The sequence below is a fragment of the Alteromonas confluentis genome, from assembly GCF_001757105.1.
Taxonomy (GTDB): domain Bacteria; phylum Pseudomonadota; class Gammaproteobacteria; order Enterobacterales; family Alteromonadaceae; genus Alteromonas; species Alteromonas confluentis.
In genome coordinates, this window is sequence record NZ_MDHN01000031.1 from 1 (window position 1) to 23,830 (window position 23,830).

A 23,830-nucleotide genomic window follows, 5' to 3' on the forward strand; every position below is an offset into this window, starting at 1 on the left:
TAATGCCGATCAGTTAAGAATATTTTCATGATCGGTTGACCGATCTTTTAAAGGCTTCAAAATCCGATATCAGTTTCTGATATCGGATTTTTTTATGCCTTTACTTTCCAACCTCGATGAAACATTCAGTCATGCTGAAGATTTGAATACTATTGATAAGCTCATGTCTTTTGTTGACCCTGAACTGCTCCAGCAAGCTTATGATTTATCGGGTGTAGCGACCGTCAGACGTCGCCGGTTGCCGCTGGATTCCGTCGTTTTTACGATTGTGGGAATGAGCCTCTTCCGTAACGACCCTGTCTGGGATGTCGCGAATAAACTCGATGTTTCGCTGCCGGGTAAAAACCGCTTTGTTGCGCCCAGTGCGGTGGTGCAAGCCCGGCAACGACTGGGGGAGGAAGCTGTCGGTCACGTCTTTAAGTTAATGGCACAGCGAGCATTTGGAGAGTATGCCTTTGAACAGTGGTGTGGTTTAAATGTCCTGGCGGTTGATGGTGTGATGTTCCGTGCGCAGGATACCAATGAGAATCTTGATACATTTGGTTGTGACCGGAATGCTAAAGGTGATAATCCTTATCCGCAGGTACGCATGTGCAGCCTGATGGAAACGTCCAGCCATCTTCTATTAGCCAGTGAATTCGACAGTCGTGATGTCGGCGAGATGTCACTTGCAGAGCGCCTTGTTCCTTCGGTGCCAGATAACTCCCTGACTCTCTTTGACAGAGGATATTACTCGTTGGGATTACTCCATCTATGGATGACTAAAGGTGTGAATACCCACTGGATGCTGCCTGCTCGTAAAGATTTACAGTACACAGTAAAGCATCAACTAAGCGACCATGATGCTGTTGTCACACTGAAAACCTCGCCCCAGGCCAGAAAAAAATTTAGTGGCTTACCTGAGACCCTCGAAGCGAGATTGACCAGCTATGAAGTCGATGGAAAGACTTACCGTGTGCTTAGTTCAATGGTCAATGCGCTACAGTTTCCCTATGACGAAGTTGTCGATGTGTATGTTCAACGCTGGGAAATAGAGCTGGGCTTCAGGGAAATGAAACAAACGATGCATCAGGCAAAACTGACACTCCGAAGCAAGAAGCCGGAGATGGTACGACAGGAGCTCTGGGGGCTATTACTCGCCTACAACCTGATTCGAATGATGATGCTGGATGCTGTCAAAGATATGCCGGAGCTATCTCCGTCCCGACTCAGCTTCGGCTTATGCATGAGACACATTATTGTATTCTTCCTGTCAACCATTCCGGAAACCGTTACTAAGCTGCCCGTTCACTATGAATATCTGATGGAATCTCTGAGAATGATGAGGTTGCCCGACAAACGTCCAGACAGATATTACCCAAGAGCGGTGAGGAAAAAACCGACTAAATACCCCACAAAGAAAAAAGCCAGTCAGCTTAACTGACTGGCATTAGGCGAAAGCCGGGTTTTTTGGTTTTGCTTAAGCGCTTACTTAGACAGAGATTCCTGTAGCGTTTTGCTTGGAGACATCGCTGCGTACAGTTTGTCTTCGTCTGGGAAGTAATAACCACCGATATCCTGTGGTTGACCCTGAGACGCATCGATTTCTTCAATGATTTTGTCGATGTTAGCAGTCATTGCTTCTAAAGTTGGCTTGAACAGCTCAGCCAGTTCTTTATCTTCAGTCTGCTCGGTCAGTGCTTCTGCCCAGTACAGCGCCAGCCATACGTGGCTACCACGGTTATCCAGCTGGCCAACCTTACGCTCTGGCGACTTACCCGTGTTCAGCAGTTTCTCAGTGGCTTTATCCAGGGCTACTGCCAGCGCTTTCGCTTTAGAGTTGCTGTGCTTAATAGCCAGCTCTTCAAGCGATACTGCCAGTGCCAGGAACTCACCCAGTGAATCCCAGCGCAAGTGACCTTCTTCAACAAACTGTTGAATGTGCTTAGGTGCAGAACCACCCGCACCGGTTTCGTACAGACCGCCACCGGCCATCAGAGGCACGATAGAAAGCATTTTCGCACTGGTACCCAGTTCCAGAATTGGGAACAGGTCAGTCAGGTAGTCACGCAGTACGTTACCGGTTACAGAAATCGTATCCAGACCACGGATTGCACGTTCCATGGAGAAACGAATCGCGCGCACTGGCGACATGATGTGAATTTCAAGACCGCTGGTATCGTGATCTTTCAGGTACTTCTCAACTTTCAGAATAAGCTGTGCATCGTGAGCACGCTCATCGTCCAGCCAGAATACTGCTGGCATGCCAGAGTTACGGGCACGGGTAACGGCCAGTTTAACCCAATCTTGAATTGGCGCGTCTTTCGCCTGACACATACGCCAGATATCGCCTTCTTCAACATTGTGTTCAATCAGTACTGTACCGTCCTGATCGATGATTTGAACCGTACCGTCAGCTTCCAGTTCAAACGTCTTGTCATGTGAACCGTACTCTTCCGCTTTCTGCGCCATCAGACCAACGTTAGGCACGGTACCCATAGTTGTTGGATCAAATGCACCGTGGGTCTTACAGAAGTTAATGACTTCTTGGTAGATAGTCGCGTAAGTAGACTCAGGGATAACCGCTTTAGTATCGTGCGCTTTTCCATCTGGTCCCCACATTTGACCGCTGTTACGGATCATAGCAGGCATAGACGCATCAACAATTACGTCTGAAGGTACGTGCAGGTTAGAGATACCTTTGTCAGAGTTAACCATTGCCATAGGCGGACGGTCAGCGTAACAAGCGTTGATGTCTTTTTCGATTTCAGAACGCTGTGACTCTGGCAGAGAAGCGATTTTATCGTAAACACTGCCTAAACCGTTGTTAGGGTTAACACCCAGCTCTTTGAACAGATCTTCGTATTTGTCGAACAGTTCTTTATAGAACACTTTTACACAGTGACCGAATACGATGGGGTGAGACACCTTCATCATGGTCGCTTTTACGTGCAGAGAGAACAGAATGCCGGTTTCTTTCGCATCTTCAATTTGTTCTTCGAAGAATTGACACAGCGCTTTCTTGCTCATGAACATGCCGTCGATAACTTCACCAGCCAGCAGATCAACACGAGGCTTCAGCGTTTTCTTGCTACCGTCTTTGCCGGTAAATTCAATGCTTACGTAGCCGTCTTTCTCAACCGTTGTGGACTTCTCGCTAGAGTAGAAATCGCCACCGCGCATGTGCGCTACGTGAGAACGTGAAGCCTGGCTCCACTCACCCATTGAATGCGGGTGCTTCTTCGCGAAGTTTTTAACTGCAGTTGGTGCACGACGGTCTGAGTTACCTTCACGCAGAACCGGGTTAACCGCAGAGCCCAGCACTTTACCGTAACGCTCACGAATGTCTTTTTCTTCGTCAGTAGAAGGCGCTTCCGGGTACGGCGGAACGTTGAAACCTTTTGCGTTTAATTCTTTGATTGCTGCACGCAACTGGGGAATTGATGCACTAATATTAGGCAGTTTGATGATGTTTGCTTCTGGATCCTGCGTTTTTTCACCCAGGTCAGACAGTGCATCTGGCACTTTTTGATCGTCGTTCAGGTATTCCGGGAAGTTGGCGAGAATACGCGCAGCCAGTGAAATATCGCTTAACTCGATGTCGATGTCAGCAGATTTGGCAAATTTCTCAATAATTGGCAGTAAAGAGTAAGTCGCCAGCATTGGCGCTTCATCTGTCTTGGTGTAGATGATAGTCGACTTAGCTTTGGTCATTATATACCTCAAAGTTGTCGGTAAAGAGCTACCTGATTTATTCCATTAACCCCGCGTGGAATCGCTATAATATGCAGGGCATCTCGGTAATATCGTAAGTTTCTGATCACGAATACTGAAATAACCTTTCAGTCTGGTCTATATCTGTAATTTACAGATCACTGTGTCATGTCCTCTCGCCCACGAACATGCCACCCAAATCGTCATTATCAAGAGTCCGCCTTGCAGACGCACCCTGTCCTGCCGAAATTACCGCGCTCAATAGTATAGGGTCGGACGTAGGAGTTACAAGTCATACCATTGTCTTAAGCGTGAAGATCAATCTATTTTTAACCGTTTTTGTGAATTATTTTTGCAAATCCGTTTTTTTTCATCAGAAATAATGCAAAGCCGTGCCGCAATTTCACGGATTTTTCGGTAGCATATGCACAATTATTTTTTGCCTGGTGCCATTATGTCTGCAGGAAAAGTGCTGCTGTTTAATAAACCCTTCAATGTGCTGACCCAGTTCACCGACCAGGAAGGCCGACAAACCCTGAAAGATTTTATTCCCGTACCGGGCGTGTATGCAGCCGGTCGTCTCGACCGCGATTCTGAAGGCCTATTAGTGCTCACAGACGATGGTAAACTCCAGCACCGTCTCGCCAACCCTAAAGCCAAAACCAGTAAAACCTATTGGGTACAGGTTGAAGGTGAAGTCACCGACAACGCCATTGCACAACTTTGTCGCGGCGTGGAATTGAAAGACGGCATGACCCGACCTGCAAAAGTGAAACGAATAGACGAGCCGAACCTCTGGCCCCGTACCCCTCCCGTCAGGTATCGAAAACATATTCCCACCAGCTGGTTATCGATAACCATTACTGAAGGCAAGAATCGTCAGGTGCGAAGAATGACGGCCCACGTGGGATTCCCAACCCTTCGTTTAATTCGCTACCGCATTGGAAACTGGACCATCGATGGTATCGATAACGGCAAATATATCGAGATTAGCTAACCGTTTCGGCAGGATGGTTTATCCTTATAGCAGTGTTAGCCACCACCGCTGCCAGGCGCTTTTCATAAAATGGTACAAGATAGAACACATTAGCACTGTATCTGCCGTGTAAACTGCAGATGTTTCTGGTAGAATCCGCGACCCTGAATAACCGGACAACGTTGGAAATTAGCGAAGAGTCAGTATGTCATCAAATTCAACCCCTTCTCCATCAAAACAAAAAGTCATTGTCGGCATGTCCGGCGGTGTGGATTCCTCTGTTTCTGCTTATCTGTTGCAGCAGCAGGGCTATCAGGTGGAAGGTCTGTTCATGAAGAACTGGGAAGAAGACGACAATGATGAATACTGTGCAGCCGCAGAAGACCTGGCAGACGCGCAGGCGGTGGCCGATAAGCTCGGTATGGAACTGCACACCATTAATTTCGCCGCAGAATACTGGGACAACGTATTCGAGTATTTCCTTGAAGAATACAAAGCTGGACGCACGCCAAACCCGGATATCATGTGCAACAAGGAAATTAAATTTAAAGCTTTCCTTGAGTTTGCAGCCGAAGATTTAGGCGCCGATTACATTGCTACCGGACATTATGTGCAGCGTCGATATAAAGATGGTCACTGGCAAATGTTACGAGGTCTCGATGGCAATAAAGATCAAAGCTACTTTCTTTACACCCTTGGCGAAGAGCATATAGCGAAAACCCTGTTCCCGGTTGGCGAACTGGAAAAGCCTCGGGTACGCGAAATTGCAGAAGAACAAGGCCTAATCACCGCCGACAAGAAAGATTCCACTGGCATTTGTTTTATTGGTGAACGCAAATTTAAAGATTTCCTGGGTAAATTTTTACCCGCTCAGCCTGGTGTCATTGAAACTGCTGAAGGCGAAGTGATTGGCGAACACGAAGGTTTGATGTACCACACCCTTGGCCAGCGCAAAGGCTTACACATTGGTGGCCTGGCAAAATACGGTGACGACCCTTGGTATGTGGTAGACAAAGACGTTGAACGTAATGTACTCATCGTTGGTCAAGGTACAAACCACCCTCGCCTTTATTCAAAAGGCCTGGTTGCCAAGCAATTACATTGGGTAGACCGCAAGCCAGTAACAGAAACCGTGCGTGCGGTAGTGAAAACCCGCTATCGTCAAACAGATATTCCCTGCACATTACGCCCTATTGACGACGACCAGGTCGAAGTATTATTCGACGAACCGCAAAAAGCAGTGACTCCCGGTCAGTCGGCGGTATTTTATCGCGATGAGGTGTGCTTAGGTGGCGGGATAATAGAGAGCTATATTCGCTGATGCTTGACTCAAGGATAGAACAACACATAGCCCTGGCCGGAGTGTGCCAGGCCGCAGCACTGGTGCAGAAAGTTGCCCGCTCCGGTGCGGTAGATACGGAAGCCTGTGAGGCCAGCTTGTCCAGTATTTTAGTGACAGATCCGGAATCACCCCAGCATGTGTTCGGCCAGTTAAGTAACCTGAAAATGGGTTACAAAAGTATTGTGTCTCAGCTTTCCGGCCGAAGCAGTCATAAAGATGCAGAACTGACCCGATATGTCGCCAGCTTACTTAGTTTAGAAAGAAAACTGGCAGCAAAGCCAGATGCGCTGAATGAACTCAGTCAACGTATTTCCCATGTTCAGCGACAACTTGCCCATGTCGATTTCGACAACAGCAAGATTATTGCCTCTCTGGCCAGCATTTATTCCGATATTATTAGCCCGCTGGCCCCGAAAATTCAGGTTGCGGGTAATAATGAATTTCTTAGCCGTCCGCTCAATCAACAACGTGTTCGTGCGCTATTGTTGGCTGGTGTGCGGGCTGCGGTAATGTGGCGGCAAATGGGTGGGCGCAGACGCCAGATCCTGTTTGGCCGTAAACAAATTTTACACAGTGCAACCCTTGCACTGAGATTAATCAACTAGTTTAGTTTAGGAGCTAAAGGTGGAACTGACTCAGTTAACCGCAATTTCCCCTGTAGATGGCCGCTATGCCAGTAAGAGTGCCGAGCTGCGCAGCATTTTCAGTGAATACGGCTTATTGAAATACCGTGTTCAGGTTGAAGTAAGATGGCTACAAATGCTGTCGGAGCAGGCTTCAATTGCTGAAGTCCCCGCCTTTAGTGAAGCGTCTCACACGCTGCTAAACAATATCGTTGCCAACTTCTCGGTTGATGACGCCATGCGCATCAAAGAAATTGAACGTACCACTAACCACGACGTGAAAGCGGTTGAGTACTTCTTAAAAGAGCAAGTGGAAAGCAACAGTGAACTGAATGCTATCAGCGAGTTCATTCACTTTGCTTGCACCTCAGAAGACATTAATAACCTGTCTCACGGTCTGATGTTAACTGAAGCCCGCGACACAGTGCTTTTGCCTTACTGTGACAAACTGATTAGTGAAATCACTCGTCTGGCGAAAGAATACAAAACAATTCCAATGATGGCCCGCACACACGGTCAGCCTGCTTCCCCAACCACCATGGGTAAAGAAATGGCTAACGTGGCAATGCGCCTTCGTCGTCAGCGTGACCAAATTGCTGCAGTTACCTTACTGGGTAAAATCAACGGCGCGGTAGGTAACTACAATGCGCACTTGTCGGCCTATGCAGATACCGACTGGCATGCACTGTCAGAAAGTTTTGTTACCAGCCTGGGCTTAACGTGGAACCCGTATACGACACAAATCGAGCCACACGATTACATCTCCGAATTGTTTGATGCGGTAGCCCGTTTCAACACCATCATTCTGGATTTCGACCGTGACGTTTGGGGCTACATTGCGCTGGGTCACTTCAAACAGAAAACCATTGCCGGTGAGATTGGTTCATCTACCATGCCGCACAAAGTGAATCCTATCGACTTTGAAAACTCGGAAGGTAACCTGGGTCTGGCAAACGCTATTTTTGATCACCTTGCCGCTAAACTGCCTGTATCGCGCTGGCAGCGTGACCTTACTGACTCCACGGTTCTGCGTAACCTGGGCGTAGGTGTGGGCTATGCAGTTATTGCTTACCAAGCTACCCTGAAAGGCATCAGCAAACTGGAAGTGAACGAAGCAAGCCTGTTGGCTGAGCTGGATAACAACTGGGAACTGCTGGCTGAGCCAATTCAAACGGTTATGCGCCGTTTCGGTATCGAGAAGCCTTACGAGAAGCTGAAAGAACTGACTCGTGGTAAAAAAGTGAATGCGGAAGTCATCGCCGATTTCATTGACGGCCTGGAACTACCTGATGCCGTTAAAGCAGAGCTTAAAACCCTGTCTCCGGCCAACTACATTGGCGATGCAATCCGCCTGGTTGATCAGTTGCCTGAATAAATTTTCAGCGGTAGACTCTGAAAAATCTTCGTAATAAGGGCTGCTTCGCAGCCCTTTTTTCACTGTCAGGGAAAGTGTGAAAAAGCCTAACCTCAAAACCAGTATGACCACCACCTTGCTGGTACGAAACCTCTCATTCGCCGTGATTGCCGGGCTTGCCTTGTACACATCGGCAGTCGTGCTGATCCTAAAGGACTACTCCACGCCGGTACTCGTGCTTATTGCCATGCATGGTATTTTGTTTGCCAGCTGTGTTGCACTGACTTACCGCCGACGCCCGGGTTCATCAGAGCGCGCAAGGTTTTTCTTCGTTAGCAGTAGTATGACGCTAATCACATTACTTTCTTTAATGTGGGAAAAAGACACGGGTCTGCAACAGTTACTTCTGTTTGGCATGATCACCAGTGGTTTTATTTTTCCTCGCAAAGAGAAACGCCAACGGCGGTTTGCAGAAACAACCTTTGGATTACTGTATGTCGTTGTGGAAGCCGTGATTGTTTTTAGTCAGTCTCACAGCTTCGCCTCTTTACGCTTAGCCAACGCGGTGATTCTGGTGACTGGTGGCCTAATGGTTCTGCGGTGGATACGAGGAAAGCTCGAAACACAAAGTCAAACACTGGCATTATCAGAAAAGCAAAATAAAGCGCTACTGAACAGCATGCTACCTCTCGGGCCTAAAAACAGCACGGAGCACTGGCCCCTTGGCATGACAGACAAACTGCACAATGTCAGCGTACTGTTTGCCGATTTGCAAGGTTATACCAAGCTCAGTGAGCGCTACGATGATGTCCACATTGTGTCGATTCTAGACGATCTTTACAGCCTGTTTGATAGCCTGGCAATTCGCTACGGTATCGAAAAACTAAAAACCAATGGCGATGAATATATGGCTGCTGTGGGAATTCCAAGTACCCTGGCGCGGAATGAAGTGGGCAACGCGCACACTGTAGAAACGCTTTGTTCCTTTGCACAAGATATGTTGCAAAGCTTCCGCACATTATCGGAAGCGCGGGAACTGGGCTGTAATATCCGTATCGGTATCGCCACCGGCTCAGTCATTGGCGGTATTATTGGAACGCATAAACCCTATTTTGATATCTGGGGGAAAACGGTGAACCGTGCTGCTCTCCTTGAACAAGCCAGTATTCCCGGCACCATTACTGTGTGCGCCCGCACCCGGGGCCACCTCACAGACAGCCAAAATACACAATTCGACTTCTCTGACCGCTTTGTTGTTGGTGACAACCTGGTGGCACACACGCTCATTTTTAAATCCTGACTACTCCGGACACACGCATGTATCAACTGAACGGTGAATTCTGCACCGACACTTTTCTCGCTCAACACTGGCAAAAAAAGCCTATGGTGATCCGTGAAGCCTTTAGCGGTTTTATCGATCCGGTTGATGAACACGACCTGGCTGGCCTTGCCCAGGAAGAACAAATAGACAGCCGGATTGTCAGTCACGACAACGGCGAATGGCATGTTTCACACGGCCCTTTCGAAGATTTTGAAGATGTTTGCAAAGGTAAGTGGACACTGCTGGTGCAAGCCGTAGACCGCTACATAAATGACATCGACGCGCTCATGGAAGCCTTCCGGTTTGTGCCATATTGGCGCATGGACGATGTAATGATCAGTTTTGCTGTAGAAGGGGCTGGTGTGGGCGCGCACACCGACCAGTATGATGTATTTTTGATCCAGGGTAAGGGCTCGCGGCGTTGGCGTGTTGCACCGCCCGACAACAGCGAAACCCATACCCCGCACAAAGATTTACAGCAAGTTACCGCGTTCTCTCCAACCATTGATGTGGTGTTGCAACCGGGTGACATGCTTTATATTCCTCCTGGCTGGGCCCATGATGGCGTTGCGCTTGAAGACTGCCTCACCTATTCCATCGGCTTTCGCGCACCGACACAACAGGATTTACTTCAGCAACTCGCCGACACGGTAGCCGAACAAACCGGCGATAAAACAGATAGCAGTTCGCGCTATAGCGACCCGGATCTCGTAGCCCAATCCCATCCTTCTCTGGTGACAGAAAAGACCAGCAATGCCCTTAAAAACCTGTTCTTAGCGTTCTTAAACAGTGCTGATGGCGAAGATGCACTATTGAGTTTATTGAGTAACCAGCATCTTGCTCCTCTTGAAGCGCCAGAAGAAATAACCACTGAGGAACTGATTGCCTGTTTGGAAGAGGGAGACAGCGTGATGAGAGCACCAGGCTGTAAGCCTCTGTACAGTGAAACGCAAAATCATGAGCAGTTCACTTTTTTCATTAATGGTGAAAAATTTGCGGCACCTAAGCATCTTATGCCCCGACTTTTGGCACTTTTTGCTGGCGAGCCGCTGTCGATAAACACCCCGGAAGCTGACGCCGGTGACATTGCGCTACTTTCTCTGTTAGCTATACTGATCTCAAGAGGTTACTGGGAACTAAGTAACTAACCACCATCGTCGCCTGGAAGCATCATGAGGACAATTTCAGGCAACTATGACTCAGAGCGATAATCATGCGTTTTCAAGTTGAAAGTGTTGATTGGACGAGTGGTAAACATCAACTGACAAAGCTTCGCGAACAAGTGTTTGTGATTGAGTGGCATATCCCTCAAAACGCTGAATTTGACAACAGAGATTCAGACGCTTTTCATGTTTTAATATCCGACGATAAGCATCGGGCAATTGCCTCGGGAAGAATAACCCCCGACGGTGAAATTGGCCGTATTGCTGTACTTCACCCTTATCGCACTTTAGACGTCTACAAAATGTTGTTCGCCTCTCTTATCAAGCTTGCAGAGTCTGCTTGCGTTAACGAGGTGAAGGTTGTGTGCAACCTGGACAGTGTAGAAGCCCATAAATCGCGGGGCTACCTGCCAGAAGGCCCGGTATTTATGGAAGCCGGTATTCCCCGTCAGCGGATGTTATGCCCCATTAGTCAGTTTTCACTGCCCATGGTCAGTGAGCTTCACTGACCAACGCGCTCTACTTAACTTACCCAGAGAGATTCATCTTCGTAAAAACGGTACAGAGATTCAGCGCGGTTTTGTAGGAAATCAGCCTGACTGCGCTGTTGTGCACTGCTCTCGCTGTTTTCCAGGGTATTTGCCGCTTGTACCTGCCATTTTAAGGCAAAGTGACGCATGGCATCTCTGGCATCAGGAGCATTCTCTACGAGCATAAAATCGGTGGGCAACTCACCGTTTATCACCCAGTAAGTCTTATTGTCTTCGCCCGTGATTTTCCACAGTGCCAATACAGGGATCAGGTAGCGGCTTTCTTTGTGGTTAAGCGTTGAAGGTATTACCCCTTTTTCGGCAAGAAACATGTTTGCGTGTTGCCATTGTTCGCGTACCCATGCGGCGCTTTCTTCTTCGGTCATAGGTTGAGGTGTTGAGTCTGTCATCGTACTTCTTCTCAGGTTTTATTATCATTTTTAAGTAGCTGAAACCTTAACACAGCCAGCAACATTCGTCCTTATTTGCCCAACCGGTTCTTTCACGTTTACACTTCGTTACAGCAAATTTCTTTTCATTTGCTATAACTAAGGTAATCTCACAGGCTGCAATCACTTCAGGCTTATTTATGTTAAAAGTATTTCGAATTACTTTAGGGGCGCTACTCGCCATTGCTGGTGTGGTGCTAACCATTATTCCTGGTTCCAGTTTATTAGTATTGGTTGGTCTGGTGGTACTTAGCTACGATGTGCCTAAAGCGCGGGTTTGGCTTAAAGTGGTTCAGGGAAGTATGCAGCGCGGCGCCAAAAAGCTCGATACATTTCTTCTTGCAAGAAAGCTTCGCAAACGCTGCTAACCGCCCAATTGATGGGGCCTAACCATCTCACAATATTGAATAGACAATAAAAAAGCCGCTTATCGCGGCTTTTTGTGTCTTAGCGGGTTGGTTGGGATGAACCCGCCGATTCCTTAACTACATTGTAACTATAGCTTATCCGTGTTTTTCTGCCAGGTATAACCAGGTTTCTACTACAGTATCTGGGTTCAGAGACACAGAATCGATACCTTCGTCTACCAACCACGCAGCAAAATCTTCATGGTCAGACGGACCTTGACCACAAATACCTACGTATTTGCCACGTGCTTTCGCTGCGCGGATTGCCATAGAGAGCAAAGCTTTAACGGCAGGGTCACGCTCGTCGAACAGATGCGCAATCAGGCCAGAGTCACGGTCTAGACCTAACGCTAACTGGGTCATGTCGTTTGAACCGATAGAGAACCCGTCAAAGATATCGAGGAACTGATCGGCCAGCAGCGCATTAGATGGCAGTTCACACATCATAATAACGCGCAGGCCATTGTCGCCCTGCTTAAGGCCATTCTCTGCCAGAATATCAATAACCTGACGACCTTCTTCTAAAGTACGTACAAATGGGATCATGATTTCTACGTTCGTCAGCCCCATCACATTACGTACACGCTTAATGGCTTCACATTCCAGCGCAAAGCAGTCGCGGAAATCTTCTGACACATAACGGCTTGCACCACGGAAGCCCAGCATCGGGTTCTCTTCGTCCGGCTCGTACTGATAACCACCGACCAGGTTGAAGTATTCGTTAGACTTAAAGTCTGACATACGAACAATGACTTTCTTCGGCGAGAATGCCGCACCGATGCTGGCGATGCCTTCAACCAGTTTCTGAATGTAGAATTCGCGAGGCGACGCATAACCCGCAATCATTTCACTGATTTCTTCTTTCAGCTCTTCTGGCTGTGTGTCGAAATTCAGCAGTGCTTTTGGATGCACACCAATCATGCGGTTAATAATGAATTCCAGACGGGCCAGACCCACACCTGCGCTTGGCAGACGAGCAAAATCGAAGGCGCGATCTGGGTTACCCACGTTCATCATCACTTTCAGCGGCAGATCAGGCATTGAATCAATGCGCGAAGTTACTACGTCAAACTCCAGTTCAGAGCTGTAAATGTAGCCCGTGTCACCTTCTGCGCAGGATACAGTAACTTTATCGCCTGTCGCGATGGAATCGGTGGCGTTACCGCAACCAACAACAGCAGGAATACCCAATTCACGGGCGATAATGGCTGCGTGACAAGTACGGCCACCACGATTGGTTACAATCGCAGACGCCTTCTTCATGATGGGTTCCCAATCTGGGTCGGTCATGTCTGTAACCAGCACGTCACCCGGCATAATTTTGTCCATTTCTTCAATGGATGCAAGTACCTTAGCTTCACCAGCCCCGATCTTATGACCAATTGCACGACCTTCACAAACGATGCTGCTCTTGTCTTTGAGCTGGAATCGCTCGATGGTTTGGCTATCTTCACGGCTACGCACGGTTTCGGGACGGGCTTGTACGATGTACAGCTTACCGTCAACACCATCTTTCGCCCATTCAATGTCCATTGGACGTTGATAATGCTTCTCGATGATAACCGCTTGTTTTGCCAGTTCTTGTACTTCGTCGTCGGTCAGTGAGAAGGTCAGTGAATCTTGCTGTTCAATATCAACAATGGAGACCTGCTTACCATGAGACAAATCTTCTGAGTAAATCATCTTGGTCAGCTTGCTACCCAGATTACGACGCAAAATAGCCGGTTTGCCATTCGCCAGGGTTGGCTTGTGTACGTAGAATTCGTCAGGGTTTACTGCGCCCTGTACCACCATTTCACCCAGACCGAATGAGCTGGTTACAAATACCACATCGTCGAAACCGGATTCGGTATCGATGGTGAACATAACACCTGAAGAAGCGATATCACTGCGTACCATGCGCTGAACGCCCGCAGACAACGCTACGCCTTTATGGTCGTAACCTTGGTGTACACGGTAAGAAATAGCGCGATCGTTAAACAGAGAGGCGTATACGTGCTTAATCGCAACCATTACCGCATCGTAGCCTTTCACATTGAGGAATGTTTCCTGCTGACCCGCAAATGAAGCGTCAGGCATATCTTCTGCTGTGGCAGACGAACGAACAGCGAAAGAAGCCGCGTCGCCCGCATCGCCCTGCAGGGTTTCAAACGCGTCACGGATCGCATTTTCCAGCGCAGGCTGGAATGGCGTATCGATGATCCACTGACGGATATTCTTACCGGCTTCTGCCAGTGCGGTGACGTTATCTACGTCAAGGCTGTCCAGGACTTCGTGGATCCGTGCTTCCAGACCACTTTGTTCAAGGAACTCGTTAAATGCATCAGATGTCGTGGCAAAACCGCCCGGTACCTGAACACCGGCATTTGCCAGGTTAGAAATCATTTCACCTAACGACGCATTCTTGCCGCCTACGCGACCCACATCATGCATCCCCAACTCTTGGTACCAAAGTACGTATTCTTGCACGGCCAAAGCCTCCAGCTTTATTAAACTTGTGAGATCCGCTTTACTACGGACCATCGCGATAAACGCCGAGGATACTGCCACCCTGAATAATGCAGACTAGCTTTTCGACAGATTCATCATAGAATGGTGAAAAATTGAAAGTAAAATCTTTCTGTATCTCGTAATAAAATTACAACAATGTTAAGGAATTGTTTTGCGCACCGCATACTACATTTCTGATGGTACAGCCATCACTGCAGAGGTCTTCGGCCACGCCCTGCTGTCTCTGTTCCCTATACAGTTTAATCACACCACAATTCCGTTCGTTGAAACTGAGGAACAGGCTTACAAGGTTCTTGAAAAAATATCTGAAAGTTTTCAAGATACCGGAGAGAGACCGCTCGTTTTTTATACAATTGTGAATGTCGATGTGCGCAAAATTATCGCCAGATCAGTTGGAATTAATTATAATTTTCTCGATCAATTCGTTGCGCCACTGGAAAAAGTACTCGGTGTACCCTCGAAACCGGAAAAACATCGTACCCACAGTATTCATGAAAAAACGTATGATATACGTATTGAAGCGGTTAATTACGCGCTAGCGAACGACGATGGCTCTAACATCAAAAACTATGAAGAAGCCGATATTATTCTAGTCGGCGTTTCTCGCTCAGGAAAAACCCCGACCAGTTTGTATCTGGCCCTTCAGTATGGCATTAAAGCGGCCAACTACCCCTTTACCGAAGAAGACATGGGCGACATGCTGAAGATGCCCATTGCGCTAAGAGGCTTCAAAAACAAATTGTTCGGCCTGACTATTCAACCTGAACGATTAAGCCAAATACGCTCTGAACGCCGGGCTAACAGTCGTTATGCGTCGATAAAACAATGTCGAATGGAATTGCGCGAGGTTGAAAACCTCTATCGCAGAGAAAAAATTCCGTTTTTGAACTCTACCCATTTCTCTATTGAGGAAATTTCGGCGAAGATCCTGGCTGAAACCGGTCTTCAGCGACGTAAATACTAAATCAAAACGGGCGCCTGTTGCGCCCGTTTTTCATATCTGTAATGCCTGTTTCAGTGGCGAGAGATATTCACTGAACCCTTCCCACTGGGTCATACCGCTGCGATAGATAGGTTGACGAACCTGCTCTGAACTCGGCGTTTTAATTACCCGCTTTGTTTGGTAGAAATCCACACAAGCCTGCTCGAACGGCAAGCCACAGAAATCCAGAATGCGCTTAACCTCGCCTTCTAAGTCGTTTATCACATTTTCATGCTGCACAGTGAGGATCTGCCCTGGTAACACCGACTGCCAATGGGCCATCAGCTTTTCATACGCACGGTAATAACGGCCAATATCCTCAAGTGCGTAACTGAACTCCTGTCCATCAGCAAATAACTGCTTAAAGCCACTGAAACAACACGCCATGGGATCGCGTCGCGCATCAATAATTTTGGCTTTCGGCAAAATGCGTTTGATAAGTCCGATGTGGACGAAGTTATTTGGCATTTTATCAATGAAAAACGGGGCGCCCTGACGATACGCCTGGGTTTGTTGAATATATTGTTCACCCAGTTTTGCACATTGTTCGTCGGTGAGATCGGTCAGATTATGCGGATACGCCTTTTGCTGCTGACTCAGCCCAGACGCAATACCGAGAATATCATGCAGCTCCATCGTGCCATCAACCATAGAATGGGAGGCCAGGATTTGTTCCAGCAATGTTGAACCTGCCCGTGGCAAACCTACAATAAAAATAGGATCAGGTGCCTGACAGCCCACATTTTCTGCTTTATCGGCAAACAATTCGGCGGTACAGGCTTGCGCTTGTTCAGTTAGCGCGCGCTCGGTTCGGGAAATATCGAAATTCAGCGTTTTGTTTTTCAGGCTATTGCCTTGCTGATAAAAGTGAAATGCCTGCTGAAACTGCTTTACATCTTCATAGGCTTTACCCAAAGCAAAACAAACATGAATTTTATCGTCAAGGCTAGTTGAATCGTCGCTCACCAAAGCCTGCATCTGCGACACCATGCTTTCTGTAAAGCGATAGGTTTTTGTATTCGCGAGACTCCAATAAGCGTCACCATAATCAGCCGCAATGTGTACCGCTTTTTCATACGCATTTATCGCATCGTCTGTTTGCCCCTGGGCTTTAAGAGCATGGCCATACTGTACCCACAAACCATGACGCTGCGCGTTCTGGCTAAGTAAATCCTGATACAACGCCAGTGCTTCATCCAGTTCCCCTACGCCCACTAATGCAAAAGCCAGTGTAATTTTAGCTTGTGCATTATCAGGGTTGTCAGCAACACGCTTTCTTGCCAGTTTGGCTGCGACAGGAAACTTACCCAGCTTGTTCAATAAACTCTGATAGGCAACCAATGCAGGTTCGTTTTTGGGATACAATGCGACACAGCTTTCCAGCAAAAACTCGGCATCGTGATAGACCTTCAACTGCAACCCAATTTCCGCCAACAGCATCATGGCATCAGGATGATGTTTATTCGCCTGTAAATAGCTGCGACATACCTGCTCGGCTTTATGTAACTGACCTTCGTGCAACAGATCCATGGCGCCAATTAATGGTTTGGGAAGTGCAGAAAGGTGCTGAATATGCTGTGAAGCGACATTAAGCGCCTGCTGGTTGCCGGTTTTGGTGTAAAACTGCACCAGTTCCCGCCAGGCAGGCAACAATGTAGGGTTAAAGCGTGTGGCGCGATAAAACGCCGTTGCCATGTTGCGTTCATCCCCCAAAGCCTTCCAGCAGTAGCCCTGCTCCTGGAACCCGCGACCGTAATCGGGAAAACGCTGAAGTAACTTATCTAAAGTGTGCAGCGCATCACGAGGTTGCTGCGCCATTCTTAATGCCACAGCGATAAGGTACAAACTTTCCTTTTCACTATTGCTGTCGCTACGGTCTGACAATATTTGATTACAGATCGAAATCGCCTGTTCAAATTGTGACTGCATGAGTGCTTTTTTCGCCTCATTAAGACGAGATTGATTGGGGTCTGACATACTTATCCAGAAAAGTGGCTCGCACTTTTGAAAAACAACAAAAAACGGCAAACACGAAGTTTGCCGTTTTATCTTAACTCAATTCACGTTTACCGTGTGATTCCCCGTCGATTAATAGTAATCGTAGGAAAGGCGGATACCAATGGTACGAGGACGATTGGTCACCACTTTTGGTGTGAATTGCTGGGTATCGATGTTTAAAATAGCATGCTCATCAAACACGTTGTCGATGTACAGCTCTGCTTTCCATTCATCGTTAGTAACACCCACAGCTAGATTGGCCAGTACGTAAGCTTCCTGAACATAACGGCCGCCACGGAAGGTTTCACCGTTGCTGTCGCTGTATGTCACACCTTCGTAAACATCGCCTTCGTCTTCAATTTTAAGACCAGAACCCGTACCGTAAATCAGTTGGGTGGCATCTTCCATCACGTAGGCATCCATTACCATGCCTGCCAGACGATCACCGGTGTAGCTCACAGAACCATTAACGTAACCACGCATGTCGCCTTCTATTTCAAAGAAGTAGCGAGCATTAATGTTACCCGAGAACGACGCGGAGTAAGGCAACTCAGAACCCACACCGGCAGAAATGCCTTCCAGCTCTGAATTCACGCTGGTAAGTTCAGTATCCAGTAAGCTGAATGCACCGCTGATGATAAGATCGTCGGCGGCAAGCCAGGTGATGTCGGCATCTAGACCACGGATTTCAGCATCACCCACGTTGTCGGTGAAAACCAGGAACGAGATATTGGTTGGATCAAAACGTGACGTTTGCAGATCAGAAATTTCAGAGTAATACGCAGTGGCATTTACCCGCACCTGACCATCAAAGAAATCACCCTTCATACCAATTTCATAGTTATCCAGGGTGTCGGTTGTGGAATAAACCGGAATGCGGAAGTTTTCAAACTTGCCAGACTGATTGGTTGCCAGACCACCACCAACACGGTTAGTTACCGGCGGGCGGAAACCTTCAGAATAGTTGGCAAACAACAGAATGTCGCGGTTTACCTTCCAGTCTAACGAGAATTTCCAGATAGTGTCGTCTACGCTAAGTACGCCGTCAGAATCCAACAAGTCTACTTGCAATTGACCACTTTGAACCGCTTCATTAACCAGCGTCGGGTTAAGACCCACCGCAGCCAGTTCAGACTCATCCATGGTACCGAAAGCACGTATACGTCGTGATACGTCTACGGTACTGGTAGACCCTTTGTATTCATCATCAATTTGATACCAACGGGCACCAACACTCGCTGTGAGTGAATCCGTGATGTCGTACTCAAACTGACCAAATACCGCTACCTGCTCGATAGTATGGGTAATGTCGTTGATAAAACTGATGTCCGCCGGGAATGGTCCGCCGTCACTATTAATGCCTTCATTGCCAACCAGAGTTCGCGCCATGTCAGGGAACAGTTCGGTGCTTGCGATGTTGAACTGCCCAACAGTGGCCACTTCCTGGTTATCGTAGAACAGACCCGCAGTTACGCGCCATGGTGTATCCATGGTGGTATTGAAACGTAACTCGTGTGTAGAACGGGTTGACGTTGTGTCTTCGCGGAAGAATTTAGTTGGGTCAAGACAGCGATCTTCGCTGGTATCATCCGATGCATTATAACTACACACGTAATACGCTGAGAAAAGGCCACCATTGGTGTAACCGGTATAGTCTGCCAGGGTATCGATCTCACGATCTAAATAACCACCGGTGTAAACCATATCCAGCTTTTCCATTCGGCCTTCCAACGTCCAAGTTGTTAAACCGAATTCATCGTTATTCTCTTCTGGTTGGAAACGGTTGGTCGAACTTTCGCCTTCCAGGTTAGGATCGTAGGCGAATACCCCTTCAGTTTCCAACGTTTGCTGGGTATGTTGAACCAGCAGATCCCAGTCTTCGTTAATGTGGTAAGACAAACCGAAACGGGCACCGGCATAAACGGCATCGTTAAAATCGTCTTCTACCAGAGAGTCGTTACGCGGTGAAACCACGTCAGCATCTTCTGGTGACGAGATTGCCGGGTTAGTGATGCGGTTTGCATCCATTTCCGCTGGATTAGTAAGCACACCACCGGAAATACGGCTGATTACCTGAGCACTACCGATATAACCACCGTTGCCTGGATCGTTCAGGATATTATCAATCCAACCACCCTGACGGTCATTGTATGCAGCAACACGTACAGCAAGGTCGTCGGTAAGCGGCATGTTGAAGTAAGCTTCAACCGCATTACTCATTTCACCGCCTTTGGTGAAACCAATGTTACTGTCGAAACCAACAGCAAAACCTGAATGATCGGGCTTCGCAGTAATCATTCGTACCGTACCGGCCTGCGAGCTGGCACCAAACAGCGTACCTTGAGGACCAGGCAACACTTCTACGCGCTGAATATCGGTTGCGTAAACATCGAGATTACGACCGGCCATGGAAACCGGTTGTTCATCTAAATAAAACGCCACGGAAGGCTGTAAAGCCTGTACCGAAGATAACATGATGTTCGACTGTGTGGTGGCAGCACCACGAATGTAAATCTCATTCATTCCAGGGCCGGTTCCCTGGAAAACCACGTTGGGTAAGAATTCAACGTAATCCTGGAAACTGTCTATTCCCAGGTTCTCAAGTGTTTCACCATTCAGAGCACTAACGGCAACGGGTACGTCCTGTATTGATTCGGTGCGCTTCGTCGCTGTAACTTCAATCGTTTCCAGCTTAGCACCCGTGTTGGCTTCCTGCGCGAGTGTGGGGGTTGTTGCCAGAGCTGCCAGTACGGCATAGCTTAATCTGGTTTTCTGCATGTGTTCCTCAACTTTTCTCGGAGTGATTATATTTATAATTTACCTACTCTACCGACCATTTATTTACGTTCGGCGAACCGTTATACTTCATTACTAATTATTTAGCTCACTAAAAGGCATGAGTCTTATTGGTATTTATTGGCTATTTTCAGTAATTACCTTTATATGATTGCTTTGTTCACGCACAAAATCAAGTTGAACACTAATTATTACAACTATACTCAAATATTATTATAACTAATCGGTTCCGCAAAAAGAGACGTAACCAACGACATTACAGAGGTAGTAGAAAATTAAAGGAAACGCAGTGACAGAAAACACAGCATCGTCTGGCATGCTTAATAAGAAAGTATTTGTTCCCTCTTCAGCGGCCATTTTGTTGCTGCTGATTTATGCGGCATCTAACCCAGAGCAAGCCAATACCTTCTTCCAATCATTACAAACCACGGTGACACAAAATGGTGGCTGGTTTTACATTCTTACCGTAGCCATCATCTTATTAACGGTGGTGATTTTAGGTTTCTCCCGTTACGGAGACATCCGTCTGGGTCCTGATCATGCCACCCCGCAATTCAGCAAATTCACCTGGTTGTCCATGTTGTTTGCTGCTGGAATGGGTATCGGTCTGATGTTCTTTGGTGTTGCCGAACCCATCATGCATTTCCTTGCTCCGCCTACCGCCGATCCCGGCAGTGTTGAGGCAGTTAAAGAGGCAATGAAAACCACCTTCTTCCACTGGGGTATTCATCCCTGGGCAATTTACGCGGCCGTGGCACTGGTTTTAGGTTATTTTGCCTACCGTCATCAATTGCCACTGACGTTGCGCTCTGCACTTTACCCGCTTATTGGCGATCGAATTTATGGCTGGCCCGGTCATCTGGTCGACATTTTTGCGGTAACGTCCACCATTTTTGGTGTATCGACTTCACTGGGTTTTGGTGCAGCACAGATCAATGCTGGTCTTTCTTATGTGTTTGGCATTCCCACCTCCACCAATGTGCAAATCGCGCTCATGGCCGGTGTAGTTGCCATCGCCATTGTGTCGGTAACCACTGGGCTGGATAAAGGCATTCGTCGTTTATCAGAAGCCAACATGTTGTTGGCTGTGGCATTGCTGTTATTCGTGTTGGTGTTGGGGCCTACTGTATTTCTGCTGCAAGCTTACATTCAGAATGTGGGTGCCTACACGTCGGACATTGTGCGCAATACACTGAATCTGTTTGCTTATGCCAAAACAGACTGGATTGGTGGTTGGACTATCTTCTACTGGGGTTGGTGGTTGGCCTGGGCACCGTTTGTAGGTTTGTTCATCGCCCGTATTTCTTACGGCCGAACCATCCGGGAATTCGTAATCGGCGTACTGCTCATCCCCACCGCGTTCACCTTGTTGTGGATGACCGTTTTCGGCAATACTGCAATCGACATGGTGCTAACGCAAGGTAATGAAGCGCTGGCGAACATGGTTGATGAAGACACTGCCGTGGCCTTGTTTGTGTTCCTTGAAAACTTCCCTTTCCAATCTGTACTCACCTTGCTTGCGGTTTTGATGGTGGTAATTTTCTTTGTTACTTCATGTGACTCCGGCGCCATGGTAGTTGACATGCTATGTTCTAACGGCAGAAACGACACCCCACTGTGGCAGCGAATTTACTGGGCAGTGACGGTAGGCGTGGTCGCCGCCACCTTACTTTATGCCGGTGGTCTCGGTGCACTGCAAACAATGACCATTGTTGCCGCATTGCCGTTTTCGATTATTTTACTGGTAGCCTTGTTTGGGTTAATGAAAGCGTTGCGAGTGGAATCGTACAAGCGGGAAAGTTTAGCCGCGACTGGCGTAAGTAACTTATCCGGTGACAACGACAAAAACTGGCGTTCGCGGTTAGAAAACATCGTGTCGTTTCCTAATCGTAAGGCAGTTAAGCGCTTTATGGACAAAACGGTTATGTCGGCGTTTAATGATGTAAAAATTGAATTTGAAAAACTGAAATTTGAAGTCGAAATCGCTCAGCAAGATAAATCGCTGATGTTGACGTTGAAACTGAATGAACAGCCGGATTTTGTTTATTCTGTACACTCTACGCCAACGGTGCAGCCTGACTTGAACGGCAAACTGGACACAGATAGTGACGAGACGTATTATCGCGCCGAAGTACACCTGTCTGAAGGTGGTCAGGACTACGACATCATGGGTTGGTCTACAACTGCGGTAATCAATGACGTAATTGATCAGTATCAGAAGCACCAGCATTTTTTACATCGTCTGGTCTGATAATTTAGATATCTGTTAGGAAAGAAATGAGAAAAGAAGAAGAACTGTTGGTGGCACTGCGTAAAGTTATCCGTGCCGTTGATTTACGCAGTAAACAGCTTAGCAAGGACGTAGGCCTGACGGGTCCGCAGTTACTGGTGTTACAAAACATTCAGGAGCATCCGGGTGTGATGGTGCGCGAAATCGCTGAAAGCATTAACCTGAGCCCGGCGACCATCACCAACATTCTGGATCGTATTGAAGCCAGAGAGTTGGTAACGCGCATTCGCAGTACCACCGATAAACGAAAAGTCGGTGTTTATCTTACCGAGAAAGGGGAAGCATCCCTGGAGAACGCGCCTCGTCCGTTGCAGGAACACTTCGTTGAGCGATTCAACAATATGAAAGATTGGGAACAAAGCCAGATGGTTGCCACTATGCAGCGTATTGCGTCTATGATGGACGCTGAAAATATCGATGCATCGCCCTTTCTTGAAGTGGGCTCGTTGCGAGACCGCTAATCTTCTTTTTTCGATTTCAACGGATTCGGGCGGCCGCCGGTAACTTTATCGGCCCGCCCTTCTTCTACCGCCTTCTCAGCCCGGCGTTTTCGAATTTCTTTCGGATCGGCAATTAACGGCCGATAAATTTCAATCCTGTCGCCATCCCGTAAACTATCTTTTAATTTTGCTACCCGACTCCATATCCCAACCTTCGTGGTTTTTAAGTCGAGTTCGGGGTGCAAGGCACACAGGCCAGATGCATTTATTGCCGCTTCAATGTCACTGTCCACCGGCACTGACACCTCTACCAACGACTGTTTATGCGGTAAAGCGTAAGCCACCTCCACTGTAATCGACCCGGTCATGAATACACACTCCGAGCCCGTTCAGTAAAGGCATTAACCATACTTGTTGCCAATCCGCTGAAAATTTTGCCAAAAGCCATTTCGGTGAGCCGGTTACTGAATTCGAAATCCAAACTTAACTCTATTTTACACGCCTCTTCTGACAACGGAGAGAACGTCCAGCCACCGGACAGCTTTTTAAAGGGGCCGTCCACCAGCTGCATATCAATTCTACGCGCAGGTTCTAAGGCATTCATTGTGGTAAACCACTGCTTAACACCGGCTTTAGAAACCAGTAACGAGGCTTTCATTTGCGACTCGTCACTCTGCAAGATTTTACTGCCTGCGCAACCGGGTAAAAATTCAGGATAAGAGGCAACGTCATTGACCAAATCAAACATGGCCTGGGCACTATGTGCCACTAACGCGCTGCGTTGAATACTTGGCATAAAAACTCTTCACTTTTTCTCATGAACGGAGAAGTTTATCACGACTGTTTATGCTCACCTACCCTTTAAGCTTTTGTTACCGCCCCCATATTGATCTGCCTCTGCAGGTTCAGAGTAACTCACTGTGGATAAGGTTAAACGGGCAGCGCTGTCCGAACC

Annotated in this window: 19 protein-coding genes; 12 read left to right on the forward strand and 7 right to left on the reverse strand. The window is 47.7% G+C overall.

All coding sequences use genetic code 11. The features are described from left to right. Nucleotides 1–94 precede the first annotated feature (94 nt). Entirely contained in the window at nucleotides 95–1,423 is a 1,329-nt protein-coding gene (locus tag BFC18_RS13790) for an IS4 family transposase (protein WP_070123693.1), read from the forward strand. Between the two features lie 44 nt (nucleotides 1,424–1,467). On the opposite strand, the gene BFC18_RS13795 is transcribed toward BFC18_RS13790, so the two are convergent. Next, entirely contained in the window at nucleotides 1,468–3,693 is a 2,226-nt protein-coding gene (locus BFC18_RS13795) for an NADP-dependent isocitrate dehydrogenase (protein ID WP_070126154.1), read from the reverse strand. Nucleotides 3,694–4,147: 454 nt separating this feature from the next. Here BFC18_RS13795 and BFC18_RS13800 point away from each other — a divergent pair, with 454 nt between their 5' ends. The 7 genes from BFC18_RS13800 to BFC18_RS13830 all read left to right on the forward strand — a co-directional run bounded on the left by BFC18_RS13800 (nucleotide 4,148) and on the right by BFC18_RS13830 (nucleotide 10,981). Further along, nucleotides 4,148–4,690 (forward strand): rRNA large subunit pseudouridine synthase E, encoded by a 543-nt coding sequence (locus BFC18_RS13800; protein ID WP_245680390.1) that lies wholly within the window; start codon nucleotides 4,148–4,150, stop codon nucleotides 4,688–4,690. Nucleotides 4,691–4,874: 184 nt separating this feature from the next. Continuing rightward, nucleotides 4,875–5,990, forward strand: a complete 1,116-nt coding sequence (gene mnmA, locus BFC18_RS13805) for a tRNA 2-thiouridine(34) synthase MnmA (protein ID WP_070126156.1) — start codon at nucleotides 4,875–4,877, stop codon at nucleotides 5,988–5,990. After that, nucleotides 5,990–6,616, forward strand: a complete 627-nt coding sequence (gene hflD / locus BFC18_RS13810) for a high frequency lysogenization protein HflD (protein ID WP_070126157.1) — start codon at nucleotides 5,990–5,992, stop codon at nucleotides 6,614–6,616. Before mnmA ends, hflD begins: the two co-directional genes overlap by 1 nt. Nucleotides 6,617–6,635: 19 nt before the next feature. Continuing rightward, the gene (purB, locus tag BFC18_RS13815) at nucleotides 6,636–8,009 is read left to right on the forward strand and encodes an adenylosuccinate lyase (RefSeq protein WP_070126158.1); all 1,374 of its coding nucleotides are present in this window, start codon (nucleotides 6,636–6,638) and stop codon (nucleotides 8,007–8,009) included. Between the two features lie 76 nt (nucleotides 8,010–8,085). Continuing rightward, entirely contained in the window at nucleotides 8,086–9,288 is a 1,203-nt protein-coding gene (locus BFC18_RS13820; RefSeq protein ID WP_070126159.1) for an adenylate/guanylate cyclase domain-containing protein, read from the forward strand. 17 nt (nucleotides 9,289–9,305) lie between these two features. Further along, entirely contained in the window at nucleotides 9,306–10,457 is a 1,152-nt protein-coding gene (locus tag BFC18_RS13825; protein ID WP_070126160.1) for a cupin domain-containing protein, read from the forward strand. A gap of 65 nt (nucleotides 10,458–10,522) precedes the next feature. After that, nucleotides 10,523–10,981 carry a GNAT family N-acetyltransferase gene (locus BFC18_RS13830; RefSeq protein WP_070126161.1) on the forward strand — a complete coding sequence of 153 codons (459 nt, stop codon included), beginning with the start codon at nucleotides 10,523–10,525 and terminating at the stop codon, nucleotides 10,979–10,981. A 14-nt stretch (nucleotides 10,982–10,995) separates the two neighbouring features. Here the strand turns inward: BFC18_RS13830 and BFC18_RS13835 are convergent, their stop codons facing one another. Then, nucleotides 10,996–11,412 (reverse strand): DUF4826 family protein, encoded by a 417-nt coding sequence (locus tag BFC18_RS13835; protein WP_070126162.1) that lies wholly within the window; start codon nucleotides 11,410–11,412, stop codon nucleotides 10,996–10,998. Between the two features lie 179 nt (nucleotides 11,413–11,591). On the opposite strand from BFC18_RS13835, the gene BFC18_RS13840 reads away from it, so the two are divergent. Then, nucleotides 11,592–11,819, forward strand: a complete 228-nt coding sequence (locus BFC18_RS13840) for a tellurium resistance protein TerC (protein WP_070126163.1) — start codon at nucleotides 11,592–11,594, stop codon at nucleotides 11,817–11,819. Nucleotides 11,820–11,954: 135 nt separating this feature from the next. Here BFC18_RS13840 and ppsA read toward each other — a convergent pair whose 3' ends face one another. Next, on the reverse strand, nucleotides 11,955–14,327 hold the full coding sequence (gene ppsA, locus BFC18_RS13845) for a phosphoenolpyruvate synthase (RefSeq protein WP_070126185.1): 2,373 nt from the start codon (nucleotides 14,325–14,327) through the stop codon (nucleotides 11,955–11,957). A gap of 193 nt (nucleotides 14,328–14,520) precedes the next feature. On the opposite strand from ppsA, the gene ppsR reads away from it, so the two are divergent. Further along, nucleotides 14,521–15,333, forward strand: coding sequence for a posphoenolpyruvate synthetase regulatory kinase/phosphorylase PpsR (gene ppsR, locus BFC18_RS13850; protein WP_070126164.1), 813 nt, complete (start codon nucleotides 14,521–14,523; stop codon nucleotides 15,331–15,333). Between the two features lie 30 nt (nucleotides 15,334–15,363). Here ppsR and BFC18_RS13855 read toward each other — a convergent pair whose 3' ends face one another. Together BFC18_RS13855 and BFC18_RS13860 are read right to left on the reverse strand one after the other, a co-directional pair. After that, nucleotides 15,364–17,328: a tetratricopeptide repeat-containing sulfotransferase family protein gene (locus BFC18_RS13855; protein WP_070126165.1), complete on the reverse strand. Its 1,965-nt coding sequence runs from the start codon at nucleotides 17,326–17,328 to the stop codon at nucleotides 15,364–15,366. 111 nt (nucleotides 17,329–17,439) lie between these two features. Continuing rightward, a complete protein-coding gene (locus BFC18_RS13860; RefSeq protein WP_070126166.1) occupies nucleotides 17,440–20,127 on the reverse strand; it encodes a TonB-dependent receptor in 2,688 nt (895 codons plus the stop codon). Between the two features lie 307 nt (nucleotides 20,128–20,434). Between BFC18_RS13860 and BFC18_RS13865 the strand changes: the two genes are divergently transcribed. Together BFC18_RS13865 and BFC18_RS13870 are read left to right on the forward strand one after the other, a co-directional pair. Continuing rightward, complete coding sequence (locus BFC18_RS13865; protein WP_083273100.1) at nucleotides 20,435–22,396, forward strand: BCCT family transporter; 1,962 nt, start codon at nucleotides 20,435–20,437, stop codon at nucleotides 22,394–22,396. A gap of 26 nt (nucleotides 22,397–22,422) precedes the next feature. Then, a complete protein-coding gene (locus BFC18_RS13870; RefSeq protein ID WP_070126167.1) occupies nucleotides 22,423–22,896 on the forward strand; it encodes a MarR family winged helix-turn-helix transcriptional regulator in 474 nt (157 codons plus the stop codon). Here BFC18_RS13870 and BFC18_RS13875 read toward each other — a convergent pair. Both BFC18_RS13875 and BFC18_RS13880 read right to left on the reverse strand, forming a co-directional pair. Next, the gene (locus BFC18_RS13875; RefSeq protein ID WP_070126168.1) at nucleotides 22,893–23,243 is read right to left on the reverse strand and encodes an RnfH family protein; all 351 of its coding nucleotides are present in this window, start codon (nucleotides 23,241–23,243) and stop codon (nucleotides 22,893–22,895) included. The two genes, BFC18_RS13870 and BFC18_RS13875, sit on opposite strands and share 4 nt — an antisense overlap. Continuing rightward, on the reverse strand, nucleotides 23,240–23,671 hold the full coding sequence (locus BFC18_RS13880) for a type II toxin-antitoxin system RatA family toxin (RefSeq protein WP_070126169.1): 432 nt from the start codon (nucleotides 23,669–23,671) through the stop codon (nucleotides 23,240–23,242). The genes BFC18_RS13875 and BFC18_RS13880 overlap by 4 nt, the downstream gene beginning before the upstream one ends. Between the last annotated feature and the right edge of the window lie 159 nt (nucleotides 23,672–23,830).

What these genes read in the sequence shown, in the direction of transcription:
- BFC18_RS13790 (WP_070123693.1), top strand. Translation starts at nt 95, where the DNA reads ATGCCTTTACTTTCCAACCTCGATGAAACATTCAGTCATGCTGAAGAT.
- BFC18_RS13795 (WP_070126154.1), bottom strand. Translation starts at nt 3,693, where the DNA reads ATGACCAAAGCTAAGTCGACTATCATCTACACCAAGACAGATGAAGCG.
- BFC18_RS13800 (WP_245680390.1), top strand. Translation starts at nt 4,148, where the DNA reads ATGTCTGCAGGAAAAGTGCTGCTGTTTAATAAACCCTTCAATGTGCTG.
- mnmA (WP_070126156.1), top strand. Translation starts at nt 4,875, where the DNA reads ATGTCATCAAATTCAACCCCTTCTCCATCAAAACAAAAAGTCATTGTC.
- hflD (WP_070126157.1), top strand. Translation starts at nt 5,990, where the DNA reads ATGCTTGACTCAAGGATAGAACAACACATAGCCCTGGCCGGAGTGTGC.
- BFC18_RS13825 (WP_070126160.1), top strand. Translation starts at nt 9,306, where the DNA reads ATGTATCAACTGAACGGTGAATTCTGCACCGACACTTTTCTCGCTCAA.
- BFC18_RS13830 (WP_070126161.1), top strand. Translation starts at nt 10,523, where the DNA reads ATGCGTTTTCAAGTTGAAAGTGTTGATTGGACGAGTGGTAAACATCAA.
- BFC18_RS13835 (WP_070126162.1), bottom strand. Translation starts at nt 11,412, where the DNA reads ATGACAGACTCAACACCTCAACCTATGACCGAAGAAGAAAGCGCCGCA.
- BFC18_RS13840 (WP_070126163.1), top strand. Translation starts at nt 11,592, where the DNA reads ATGTTAAAAGTATTTCGAATTACTTTAGGGGCGCTACTCGCCATTGCT.
- BFC18_RS13855 (WP_070126165.1), bottom strand. Translation starts at nt 17,328, where the DNA reads ATGTCAGACCCCAATCAATCTCGTCTTAATGAGGCGAAAAAAGCACTC.
- BFC18_RS13860 (WP_070126166.1), bottom strand. Translation starts at nt 20,127, where the DNA reads ATGCAGAAAACCAGATTAAGCTATGCCGTACTGGCAGCTCTGGCAACA.
- BFC18_RS13870 (WP_070126167.1), top strand. Translation starts at nt 22,423, where the DNA reads ATGAGAAAAGAAGAAGAACTGTTGGTGGCACTGCGTAAAGTTATCCGT.
- BFC18_RS13875 (WP_070126168.1), bottom strand. Translation starts at nt 23,243, where the DNA reads ATGACCGGGTCGATTACAGTGGAGGTGGCTTACGCTTTACCGCATAAA.
- BFC18_RS13880 (WP_070126169.1), bottom strand. Translation starts at nt 23,671, where the DNA reads ATGCCAAGTATTCAACGCAGCGCGTTAGTGGCACATAGTGCCCAGGCC.